General features: G+C 70.9%; 14 protein-coding genes. 5 read left to right on the top strand and 9 right to left on the bottom strand.

Annotated features, from left to right (window positions below; genetic code table 11):
* Window positions 1-59: 59 nt before the first annotated feature.
* Both OG841_RS34820 and OG841_RS34815 read left to right on the top strand, forming a co-directional pair.
* Window positions 60-473 (top strand): RidA family protein, encoded by a 414-nt coding sequence (locus OG841_RS34820; protein WP_266566218.1) that lies wholly within the window; start codon window positions 60-62, stop codon window positions 471-473.
* Complete coding sequence (locus tag OG841_RS34815) at window positions 470-919, top strand: GNAT family N-acetyltransferase (protein WP_328637762.1); 450 nt, start codon at window positions 470-472, stop codon at window positions 917-919. The genes OG841_RS34820 and OG841_RS34815 overlap by 4 nt, the downstream gene beginning before the upstream one ends.
* 21 nt (window positions 920-940) lie before the next feature.
* On the opposite strand, the gene OG841_RS34810 is transcribed toward OG841_RS34815, so the two are convergent.
* Together OG841_RS34810 and OG841_RS34805 are read right to left on the bottom strand one after the other, a co-directional pair.
* Window positions 941-1660, bottom strand: a complete 720-nt coding sequence (locus tag OG841_RS34810) for an aspartate/glutamate racemase family protein (RefSeq protein ID WP_365117947.1) — start codon at window positions 1658-1660, stop codon at window positions 941-943.
* A gap of 5 nt (window positions 1661-1665) precedes the next feature.
* Window positions 1666-3144, bottom strand: coding sequence for an NCS1 family nucleobase:cation symporter-1 (locus OG841_RS34805; RefSeq protein WP_328637764.1), 1479 nt, complete (start codon window positions 3142-3144; stop codon window positions 1666-1668).
* Window positions 3145-3300: 156 nt separating this feature from the next.
* Between OG841_RS34805 and OG841_RS34800 the strand changes: the two genes are divergently transcribed.
* On the top strand, window positions 3301-3969 hold the full coding sequence (locus tag OG841_RS34800) for a GntR family transcriptional regulator (protein ID WP_328637765.1): 669 nt from the start codon (window positions 3301-3303) through the stop codon (window positions 3967-3969).
* Here OG841_RS34800 and pip read toward each other — a convergent pair.
* Together pip and OG841_RS34790 are read right to left on the bottom strand one after the other, a co-directional pair.
* Entirely contained in the window at window positions 3966-4934 is a 969-nt protein-coding gene (pip, locus tag OG841_RS34795; protein WP_328637766.1) for a prolyl aminopeptidase, read from the bottom strand. The two genes, OG841_RS34800 and pip, sit on opposite strands and share 4 nt — an antisense overlap.
* Before the next feature lie 9 nt (window positions 4935-4943).
* The gene (locus tag OG841_RS34790) at window positions 4944-5675 is read right to left on the bottom strand and encodes a uracil-DNA glycosylase (protein WP_328637767.1); all 732 of its coding nucleotides are present in this window, start codon (window positions 5673-5675) and stop codon (window positions 4944-4946) included.
* A 36-nt stretch (window positions 5676-5711) separates the two neighbouring features.
* Here OG841_RS34790 and OG841_RS34785 point away from each other — a divergent pair, with 36 nt between their 5' ends.
* Window positions 5712-6422, top strand: a complete 711-nt coding sequence (locus OG841_RS34785) for an RNA-binding S4 domain-containing protein (protein ID WP_328637768.1) — start codon at window positions 5712-5714, stop codon at window positions 6420-6422.
* Between the two features lie 121 nt (window positions 6423-6543).
* Here the strand turns inward: OG841_RS34785 and OG841_RS34780 are convergent, their stop codons facing one another.
* Together OG841_RS34780 and OG841_RS34775 are read right to left on the bottom strand one after the other, a co-directional pair.
* Window positions 6544-7011 (bottom strand): DoxX family protein, encoded by a 468-nt coding sequence (locus OG841_RS34780; protein WP_328637769.1) that lies wholly within the window; start codon window positions 7009-7011, stop codon window positions 6544-6546.
* A 180-nt stretch (window positions 7012-7191) separates the two neighbouring features.
* Window positions 7192-8091, bottom strand: a complete 900-nt coding sequence (locus OG841_RS34775) for an acyltransferase domain-containing protein (RefSeq protein WP_328637770.1) — start codon at window positions 8089-8091, stop codon at window positions 7192-7194.
* Between the two features lie 76 nt (window positions 8092-8167).
* Here OG841_RS34775 and OG841_RS34770 point away from each other — a divergent pair, with 76 nt between their 5' ends.
* Window positions 8168-8434, top strand: coding sequence for a DUF6343 family protein (locus OG841_RS34770; protein WP_328637771.1), 267 nt, complete (start codon window positions 8168-8170; stop codon window positions 8432-8434).
* A gap of 13 nt (window positions 8435-8447) precedes the next feature.
* Here OG841_RS34770 and OG841_RS34765 read toward each other — a convergent pair whose 3' ends face one another.
* The 3 genes from OG841_RS34765 to OG841_RS34755 all read right to left on the bottom strand — a co-directional run bounded on the left by OG841_RS34765 (window position 8448) and on the right by OG841_RS34755 (window position 10506).
* Window positions 8448-8828, bottom strand: a complete 381-nt coding sequence (locus OG841_RS34765; protein WP_328637772.1) for a tetratricopeptide repeat protein — start codon at window positions 8826-8828, stop codon at window positions 8448-8450.
* Window positions 8829-8878: 50 nt separating this feature from the next.
* Window positions 8879-9496 carry a dephospho-CoA kinase gene (coaE, locus tag OG841_RS34760; protein ID WP_328637773.1) on the bottom strand — a complete coding sequence of 206 codons (618 nt, stop codon included), beginning with the start codon at window positions 9494-9496 and terminating at the stop codon, window positions 8879-8881.
* Window positions 9497-9567: 71 nt separating this feature from the next.
* Window positions 9568-10506 (bottom strand): PAC2 family protein, encoded by a 939-nt coding sequence (locus OG841_RS34755; protein WP_057618419.1) that lies wholly within the window; start codon window positions 10504-10506, stop codon window positions 9568-9570.
* Window positions 10507-10733 lie beyond the last annotated feature (227 nt).

Below are 10733 nucleotides of genomic sequence, written 5' to 3'. Positions count from 1 at the left end.
GTCCCGTCCCCCGCCCCCGATGATCGGAAAGTTGTCCGCCGTTCACCCCAGGAGTCCACGTGATCCAGCGCGTCACCGCCCCGGCCCTGTTCCCGCCGCCGACCTACTCCCACGCCTCCGTCGTCGAGGCCGGCACGAAGCTCGCGTTTCTGGCCGGGTCCGTTCCGCTGGACGCGAAGGGGAACCTCGTCGGTGAGGGGGATCCGGCGCGGCAGGCCGAGCAGGTGATCGCGAACCTTCGGGAGCAACTGCACGCGGTGGGAAGCGACTTGGAGCACGTGCTGGCCACCGACGTGCACGTCGTGAGCAGCGAGCCGGCGGTGCTGTCCGCCGTGTGGGAGGTCGTGGAGGCGTCCGGGCTGAGCACCGGCCCGCACTCGTCGACGCTGATCGGGGTGGCCTGCCTCGGCTACACCGGCCAGTTGGTGGAGATCACGGCCACGGCCGTCGTACCGGAGAAGGCCTCGCGATGAGCGCGGTCGTCATCCGCCGGGCCACCGCCTCCGACGCCTCCGCCACGGCCGACGTCTATCTGCGCTCCTTCGCCGCCGCGTTGCCGACGGTCGTACGGCCCCGGTCCGACGACGAGGTGCGCGCCTACATCCGGGACGTCGTGGTGCCGTCGCGGGAGACGTGGGTGGCCGTGGCGGAGGAACAGGTCGTGGGCCTCATGGTCCTCGCCGACGATCTGCTGTCCCAGCTGTATCTCGACCCCGCCTGGCGAGGGCGCGGCATCGGCGACCGGTTCGTCGCGCTCGCCAAGGAGCGCAGTCCGCGGGGGCTGGGCCTGTGGACCTTCCAGGTCAACAAACCGGCCCACCGCTTCTACGAACGGCACGGCTTCGTCGAGGCCGAACGCACCGACGGCAGCGGCAACGAGGAGCGGGAGCCGGACGTGCGGTATGTGTGGCGGCCCTGAAGCGTGCCGCTTCGAACCTGGTCAGTCCGACCGCGCTCCCCACACCCGCCTCTTCGGCACCGGCTTGGCATACCCGCCCGCCCGACTGGTGTTCAGCCCCAGCCCCACCAGCGACTCCGCGAGCTTCACCGCCGCCCCCACCCCGTCGACGACGGGAAGCCCCAGCTTCTCCCCCACCGTCCGTTGCAGCCCGGTCATCCCCGCGCACCCCAGCACCAGGACCTCGGCGCCCGCCTCCCGCACCCGCTCGGCGGCCGCCAGGAACGCGGCCTCCGTGCGGTCGGCGTCGCCCAGGTCGAGAACCCCCAGTCCGGTCCCGACCACGGCGGCGCAGTTGCGCCCCACCCCCGCCAGCTCCAGGCTGTCCTCGATCTGCCCGCACGACCGCTCCAGCGTGGTCACCACGCCGTAGCGCCGGCCGAGCAGACAGGCCAGATGGGCGGCGGCCTCGGTGATGTCGACGACCGGTACGTCCACCAGCTCCCGGACGCCCTCCCGGCCGTGCTCGCCGAAGCCGGCCATGACGACGGCGTCGTAGGGAGGACCCTCATACGTGCGCAGCAGGTCGATGACCGCCGCCGCGGAGAGATAGCTGTCGAGCCAGCCCTCCGCGGACTCGGGTCCCCACCGCGGGGTGAGTCCGAGCACGGCGGTGCCCGGGCCTGCGACGGCCCGGGCACCTCGTACGATCTCCTCGGTCATCTCCTGCGTGGTGTTGCAGTTGGTGACGACGATCCGCACGTTCCTCAGACCTCCAGAGGCTTCTCGGTCACACCGGCGGAGTCGGCCGTTCGCTCGCTCCGGCACAGCAGCGCGTACAGGCCGGCCGCGAGCGCCGTACCGATGAACCAGGAGTACGGGGCCACGTCGCTGAAGGTCTTCACCAGGGCGAGGACGCCCGCGACCGCGGCCGCCGGCAGGAACGCCCACAAAGCCTTGGGGTTGACCCCCTTGCGGTAGTAGTAGCGGGAGCCGGGCTCGGCCTTGAACAGCTCGTCGACGTCCACGCGGCCCTTCTTGACCCAGTAGTAGTCGAGCATGATCACGCCGAACAGCGGACCGAGGAAGGCACCGAGGCCGCCGAGGAAGTAGTTGACGACCGTGGGGTTGGAGAAGAGGTTCCACGGGGTCACGAGCAGGGCGGCGACCGTGCTGATCATGCCGCCGACCCTGAAGGTGATCTTCTGCGGCCAGACGTTGGCGAGGTCGTACGCCGGTGAGACGAAGTTGGCGACGATGTTGACGCCCATGGTGGCGATGGCGAAGGTGAGCGCGCCCAGGACCATCACCCAGGTGTTGCCGACCTTGGCGACGAGCTCCGCCGGGTCGGTGATGGCCTGGCCCCAGACCTCCAGCGAGCCCGCGGTGACGATCACGGAGACGACCACGAAGGCCGTGGAGTTGATGGGCAGGCCCCAGAAGTTGCCGCGGCGGACGGTCTTGTAGTCCGGCGCGAAGCGCGAGAAGTCGCAGAAGTTGAGCATCAGCGTGCCGTACGTGGCGAGGATCAGGCCGATCGCGCCGAACCACTGCCGCCACTGCTCACCGACGGAGACCGGGTGCGGTGTGGTGGTGAGCGAGATGCTCCAGCCCGCCTTGGCCAGCACCCAGATCGCCAGCGCGATCATGACCAGCCAGATCGCGGGACCGCAGAAGTCCTGGAACTTCCGCACCGACTCCATGCCCTGGCTGATGATCAGCGCCTGGATCAGCCACAGGGAGAGGAAGGAGACCCAGCCGAGCGCGTCGAGGCCGAGGAAGGAGCTGTGTGTCCAGGACTCCAGGCCCGGCCAGGCGGCCAGCAGCATCACGTTGACGGCGACGGAGGCCAGATAGGTCTGGATGCCGTACCACATGATGGCGATCACGGCCCGGATGAGGGCCGGGATGTTGGCGCCCCACACACCGAAGCTGATGCGGCTGACGACGGGGAACGGCACGCCGTGGCGCTGGCCGATCTTCCCCATCCAGTTCATGCCGACGTAGATCAGCACGAAGCCGACGAGCAGGGACGTGAACACCTGCCACACGTTCATGCCGAGAACCAGCAGACCGGCCGCGAAGGTGTAGTTGCCCAGGTTGTGGACGTCGGACATCCACATGGCGAAGAGGTCGAAGACCTTCCAGTTGCGCTTGCCGGCCGGCGCCAGGTCTTCGTTGGTGAGCCGGGGATCGGGGACGAACGCTGGTACGCCGGTGACTTCGGCACGGTCGGCGAGGGACACAGGGCCTCCAGGGACGGGGACAGGAGGAGGGCGGCCGCCTGGCATCCAGTTTTGGTATACCAAACTGCGGACATGGTCCCGCCGTCAAGAGTTCCGACCGATGTCGCGTTCGTTAACGCTCCGTAAAACAGCTCCGGAGTCGGAGAAGATGGCTCCATGAGCTCCACGACGAACATCGAGCCCCTCGGCGCCGTCCGCGAACGCGTCCTGGCCACCCTGCGGCAGGAGATCATCGCGGGCGGGCTGCGCCCGGGCGACCGGCTGGTCGAGCGGGAGCTCGCCGAGCGCTTCGGGGTCTCCCGGGTGCCGGTCCGCGAGGCGATCCGCGCGCTGGTCGCCGAGGGCTTCGTCCACTTCGAGACGCCCCGCCGGACGGTCGTACGGCGACTGACCCCGAACGACGTCAAGGAACTCTTCGAGCTGCGCGAGGCGCTGGAGGTGTACGCCGCCGGCCTCGCCGCGACGCGCGCGACCCCTCAGGACCTCGCCGAGGTCGAGCGGCTCCTCGCCCTCGCGGCGACCGCGACCGAGGCGGGCGACGCGGAGACGATCACGGACGTCAACAGCCGTCTGCACGACAGCATCGTCGCCATGGCCCGCAACAGCCTGCTGGTCGACGCCCTGGAACCGGTTGCGGGGCGGCTGCGCTGGATGACCCGGCGGAACGAGGAGTGGCCCCAACTCCTCGTCGAACACCGGGACCTGTACGAGGCGATCGCGTCCGGCGACCCCGACCGGGCCCGCGCCCACGCCCTCGCGCACGTGCGGACCAACTACGAGTCGACGGTACGGCAGCTGTTCGGGGACACGGCCGAGAAGATCTAACGGGGCCGGCCGCGCGCGTACTTGTCCGTCGCCGCCACCATCACGTCCACGCCCCGCTCCCCCGCGAAGTGCGCGCCTTCGTCGATCACCGTCAACTCGCTGCCGGGCCAGGCGTGTTGGAGCCGCCAGACGGTGCCGAGGAGGTTGCCGAGGTCGAGGCTGCCCTGAACGAGGGTGCCGGGGATGTCCTTGAGGAGGGGCGCGTCGCGCAGGACGACGCCCTCGTCGTTGCCCTCGCCCAGGAAGTGGTCGTTGCCCCAGTAGTGGGTGACGGTCCGGGCGAAGCCCTGACGGAACACCGGGTCCTCGTAGCGCGGCACCGACCGCGGCGGCGCGGACTCGATCGCCGTCTCCCAATCGGTCCACGCCCGCGCCGCCCGCTCGCGCACCTCCGGATCGGGCGACTCCAGCAACCGGTTGTAGGCGGCGGGGATGTTCCCGGCCCGCTCCTCGGCCGGCAGCTCTCCGACGAACCGTTCGAACGCCGCCGGGAAGATCTTCCCGAGTCCCCTGGTGAGCAGGGTGACTTCGGGATTCGCGCCGGTCGCGATCCCCGTCAGCACCAGCTCCGTCACGGCCTCCGGATGCGTCTGCGCGTATCGCAGCCCGAGCATCGACCCGAAGGAAATGCCCCACACCAGCCACCGCTCGATCCCCAGATGCCGTCGCAGCAGCTCCAGGTCCGCGAGGAGATGCGGGGTCGTGTTGACGCTCATGTCGGTGTCGTACGCGCTCGCGTGCGGCGTCGACCGCCCGGCGCCGCGCTGGTCGAGGAGCACGATCCGGTACGCGGCCGGATCGAACAGCCGACGCGCCCACGGCGTGCAGCCGGACCCCGGCCCACCGTGCAGCACCACCGCCGGCTTGCCGTCCGGATTCCCGCAGGTCTCCCAGTACACATGGTTGCCGTCGCCGACGTCGAGCATGCCGTGGTCGTACGGTTCGATCTCCGGGTAGAGGGGCATCCGGCGACCCTAGTCGTCGTACGGCGGTCTCGTCGTCCGGTTTTCGTCGGTACGGCCACGCAGTCCCGCCGTCTCGGCAGCCGTGCGCAGCACGTCCCGCAGCATCTCGGGCGTGAGCTTGCCGGTGAAGGTGTTGCGCTGGCTGACGTGGAAACAGCCGAAGAGTTCGAGACCGTCGAGCCGGACGCGCGCGCCGTGTCCGAAGGCGGGCCGCGGCCGGGGCACGCTCCAGCCCGCCTCCGCGAACGCGGGCAGCGCGGCCTGCCAGCCGAAGGCACCCAGCACGACCACACTCCGCAACGTGGGCCGCAGCAGGTTCAGCTCCTGGACCAGCCAGGGCCGGCAGGTGTCGCGCTCGCCGGGGGTGGGCTTGTTGGCGGGCGGGGCGCAGTGCACGGGCGAGGTGATCCGCACGCCGTACAGCTCCAGGCCGTCGTCCGCGGTCACGGCGGTCGGCTGCGAGGCGAGCCCGATGTCGTACAGCGCCTGGTACAGCACGTCCCCGGAACGGTCACCGGTGAACATCCGCCCGGTACGGTTCCCGCCGTGCGCGGCCGGCGCGAGCCCGACGATCAGCATCCGCGCGTCCGCCGGCCCGAAGCCGGGCACCGGCCGCCCCCAGTACGTCCAGTCGGCGAACGCGGCCCGCTTGGTCCGGGCCACCTCCTCCCGCCAGTCGACCAGCCGCGGGCAGGCGCGACAGCCCGCGATCCGGCGGTCGAGATCAGCGAGGGCGTTCACGACTCCACGGTACGGGCACGTACTAATGTCGGAGCCATGGCTGTGGATCGTACGGACGACAACGAGACCGGTGGGACGGACCGGGCCGGAACGACGGCCGAGGGTCCCGACGCGAAGGTCGCCGGTCCCGGCCTCACGGCCCCCGAGGCACCCGACCCGAAGATCGCCGCCGCGGTCGCCGCCGCGGAGGCCGCCGGACCGCAGAGCGGCGAGAGCGTGCGGATCGACAGCTGGATCTGGTCCGTACGGCTGGCCAAGACCCGTTCCGCGGGAGCCACCGCCTGCCGGGGCGGGCATGTGCAGGTGAACGGCGAGCGCGTGAAGCCCGCCCACTCGCTGCGCGTCGGCGACGAGGTGCGCGTCCGGCAGGAGGGCCGGGAGCGGATCGTCATCGTCAAGCGTCTGATTCGCAAGCGGGTCGGCGCCCCCGTGGCCGTCCAGTGCTACGTCGACAACTCTCCCCCGCCCCCGCCCCGAACGGCCGTCGCCCCCGCCGGCATCCGCGATCGCGGCACCGGCCGCCCGACCAAGCGCGACCGCCGCGAGCTGGAACGCCTGCGCGGCCTCACGGAGGGCAACCGCCGCACCCGCTTCGGCGGCCCGGGCGGGTCCGGCGAGTCGGACGCGATCGCCGACTCAGGCGGACCCGACGGCCCGGGCGGCCCCGACAGTTCGGGCGGGGCACGCCGCTCCGGCCGGGACAGGCGCTCGAACCGGGGCGGTCACTCGGGCAGAACCGGACGCTGAGGCGAAACCGGACGCTGCTCCGGCGTCGGCGGACCAGCAACCGTCGGCCACCGCGGTGAGGCCGGTCCCCTCCCGAAGGGCAGGGACCGGCCTCACCGCGGTGGCCGTGGGGCCGCTCTCCTCACGCCCGTCGTCGCACCAGCCGCAGCAGGTCCGCGTTGTGCCGGCGCCGGGCCCAGGCGATCAGGGCGAGCGGGACGATCAGGATGAGCGGAGTCGCCGCGTTCTCCCCGTCGAAGTAGGTGAGCTGGACGACGAACGCGCCGACCATCAGCCCGCTCAGCGCCACGGCCGCCACCGACTGCAGCACCGGGATCAACAGGGCGATCCCCCCTGCCAGTTCGAGCACGCCGATGATGTACATCCCCGCGCTGCCCCAGCCCATCTCGTCGAAGCCCTCGACGGCCGAGGGGTGCGCGATCAGCTTGGGGAGCGCGCTCGCGATGACGTAGAAGAGGGCGAGCACGACCTGCAGGGTGCGCAGAGCGATCCGGGCCCGGCGGCCGCGTCCGGTCGAGGACTCGGCGATGACAGGGGAGACGGCGGAGGAAGCGGCGGTACGGGTGACGGGGACGGTGGTCTCGGACATCGGGGTCTCCTGTGGGAAGCGGTCCGTGTTGCTGTCGCAGAGGTAGACCCGCGCCCACGCTCGAACTCATCGCTGCCCCCTGACCGATTTCCTCAGCCCGTCGTCCAACACCGCCCGCACCCGTCCAACGGCCCGTGTCCGCACGGCCGTTCCCGAGTCGCTCAGGTTCACCCGTCCGAGCTACCAGGGGAACCAGCCGTGTCCGATGTACCAGTGCCCGCCGGCCCGCAGATGATCACCGACGGCCCGTTCCAGCGCCGTCCGGCGTGGCAGGCTCTCCACCGACAGCTCCGGGTCCCCGAACACGAACTGGACCGGTTCGGCGTCCTCCGGCTCCCGGTCCTCGGGGGCCAGCCGGAAGCGCTCCTGGAACCGGACGATGTTGGAGTCCGCGGGCAGATACCCCTTCAACTGCGGGTCGAGCAGCCAGGAATGGCACAGCGCGGCACCATACGGCTCCTCCCCGAAGTGCCGGGCGAAGAACTCGGCGGCCAGGGCGAGCGAACGTTCGCAGGCCTCCGGTGACAGCGGGCCGAGGAAGTCGGGGATGTGCAGGCTCAGACATGGCGTGCCGGAGGCGATGTCCAGCCCGGCAGGCTTCAGCGTCCGACTGTTCCACGGCCCGTACCGCGTCCGCTCGAACTGGAGTCGTCCCAGCTGGTACAGCTCGCCCCGGGAGTGCCGGGTCAGCCAGCGCGGTGACTGCACACCCGTCCTGCCGTACCGCCTGCGGTGCACGGCCATGTTCCGCCCGAGGTCGGCGAGGGTGCGCCGGGACACCTCGGCCGGGATGCCGCGCGAGCGGTGGTACGCGCGCGTGTGGGGCAGCGCCGCCACGAACACGTAGACGGGGAAGCAGCGTTGGAGGGCGCCGGCCGGCCAGTCGAGCTCGGGCAGGACGACCGGGTCGTCGGCCCTGCCCATGTCCCGGACGAGTTCGTCGACGGAGTGTTCCAGGAACCGCCGCAGCTCCGGGTCGTCCATGACCCGCCGGCCCATCCGTACGAGTTCGCCCACGTCCTCGTGCGGTACAGCGAGTTCCACCAGCACCTCGGCCAGTTCATCGGCGTCCGGAAGCACGCGGTGACCCTCTCTTTCGCCCTTTGGTCAACGTCCGTTCCGAAGAGTACGTTGCAAGGGAGGAGTGGTGATCCCGATGCGTACGGGCAGTGAGCCGACGACCGCGCGCAGTGCACTGCGGATGCGGTTGTGGCTGAGTGTGTGGGGACTGGTCTGGGCGGTCTTCGGTACGGTCGCGTTCGCGCTGGCGGGCCGGCCGGGGTGGGCGATCGCCTGCGGAGTGCTGTGGCTGGTGATCACCGCCGACCTCGCGATGATCCTCCGGCACATCCGTCAGGGCCCGCACTACCAGCCGGGCCCCGACATCCCGCCGTACCGCCCGCCGGAAAGCCGACCCAGGTAGCGGGCCGACGCGCTCAGGTGTCGAACCGCGCCGCCTTCAGGAACTCCGGGTTCGGGTCCAGCGCGGCCGCCAGCCGGAAGTGACGTCTGGCCTGGTCGGACCGGCCCTGTCGCTCATAGGTGCGGGCGAGTGCGAAGTGGGCGAAGGCATTGTCCGGCTCGCGCTCCAGGACGATGGTGAACTCCAGCTCGGCGGGCCGCAGTTGCGCGGCGGCGAAGAAGGCCCGCGCGCGCAGCAGCCGGGCCGCGGTGTTCTCCGGGTGGGCGGCGATGACGGAGTCGAGCAGCTTCACCGCGCCCCGCGGGTCCCGCGCGGAGAGCAACTGCTCCGCTGCGCGGAAGTCGATGACATGGGTCTCCGGAGTACGTCCGGTCGATCCGCTGGTCTCGGGCACGGCAAAGTCCTTCCCTCACTGGAGGGGTTCAACGCCCGGACAGGGGGGCGCTATTCCGGAGACGTCCGGGACGCGCGTGCCCGGCGTACGAGATCGCCCCATACCTCCTGTACGCGTCGCCGCAGCTCTTCCAGGGGGACGTCGTTGTCGATCACGACGTCCGCGATCTCCAGGCGCTTCTCGCGTGTCGCCTGGGCGGCCATACGCGCGCGTGCGTCCTGCTCGGTCATGCCACGCAGCCTGACGAGCCGGTCGAGCTGGGTCTCGGGGCTCGCGTCGACGACGACCACGAGGTCGTAGAGCGGCGCGAGGGCGTTCTCCGCGAGCAGGGGGACGTCGTGGACGACGACGGCGTCGTCGGCCGCGGCGGATTCGAGCTCGCGGGAACCGGCGCCCACCAGCGGATGCACGATCGAGTTCAGTACGGCGAGCCGGTCCGGGTCGGCGAAGACGATGGAGCCCAGCTTGGGGCGGTCGAGGCCGCCGTCCTCGGCGAGTACGTCCTCGCCGAAGGCCGCCACGACCGCGGCGAGGCCGGGCGTGCCCGGCGCGACGACCTCGCGCGCGATGCGGTCCGCGTCGATCAGGACGGCGCCGTGCTCCACGAGGAGCCTCGACACCTCACTCTTGCCGGCGCCGATACCGCCGGTCAGGCCCACCTTCAGCATGACCGGAAGCCTAGACGCTCCGCCTGGGGGGCGGTGCGGGGTGGTACGGAAGGAGACCTGGGGCGCGTGCCTCAGGTGTCGCCTTCCCGTTCCGCCAGGAAGCGCTCGAACTCCAGGCCGATCTCGTCCGCCGACGGAATGTCCACCGGCTCGGCCAGCATGTTGCCCCTGGTCTCCGCGCCGGCCGCCGCGTCGTACTGGTGCTCGAGGCCCTGGACGAGGGCCACGAGGTCCTCGTCGCCCTCCTGGATCTGGCGCTCGATCTCGGTCTGGGTGCGGTGGGCGTCGGTGCGCAGGGCGTGGGCGATGCCGGGCAGGACCATGCCGGTGGCGGCCGTGATGGCCTCCAGGACGGTCAGGGCCGCGTCCGGGTAGGTCGAGCGCGCGATGTAGTGCGGGACGTGCGCCGCGACGCCCAGGACGTCGTGACCGGCCTCCATGAGCCGGTACTCCACCAGGGCCTCGGCACTGCCGGGCACCTGCGCCTCGTCGAAGGGGCTGCGGTGGCCGGGGACGAGGTCGTGGCGGTTGCCGTGCGGAGTGAGGCCGACGGGGCGGGTGTGCGGGACGCCCATCGGGATGCCGTGGAAGTTCACGGACAGCCGGACGCCGAGCCGCTCCACGATCTGCTGGACGGCCGCGGCGAAACGCTCCCACTCCACGTCCGGCTCCGGGCCCGACAGCAGCAGGAAGGGCGCTCCGGTGGCGTCCTGGACGAGCCGCACGTCGATCGTGGGCTCCTCGTACTCCGTCCAGCGGTCGCGCTTGAAGGTGAGCAGCGGACGGCGGGCGCGGTAGTCGACGAGTCGGTCGTGGTCGAAACGGGCCACGACCTGGTGGGGCAGCGAGTCGAGCAGCCGGTCGACGATCTGGTCGCCGGTCTCGCCCGCGTCGATGTATCCGTCGAAGTGGTAGAGCATGACCAAGCCGGCCGACTCCTGGGCGAGCGCCATGTCTACAACGGCGAGGCCCTTGGGCTCCCATGCGTACAAACCCTGCGGATCAAGCACTGTGACCGCTCCTCCTCGTGTTCATACGCTTCAACGCGCCCTGGAACAGCGGCATTCCCACCCGAGCGCTTGATCAGGCCATCTCTTACGCCCTTTTCCTGGCAGGGGAGGAACAACGCGCCCCGTCAGGGGCGCGGGGAACGGCGGGACGAGCCCCCACCGGCCGTCGGACAAACACTGAGGGACCGCACCCCGAAAGGTACGGCCCCTCAGTCAGGAGCTAGTGC

The organism is Streptomyces canus (assembly GCF_041435015.1).
Classification (GTDB): Bacteria; Actinomycetota; Actinomycetes; order Streptomycetales; family Streptomycetaceae; genus Streptomyces; species Streptomyces canus_G.
The sequence above is the reverse complement of the archived record's forward strand: the minus strand, read 5'-3'. Positions and strand labels throughout refer to the sequence as shown.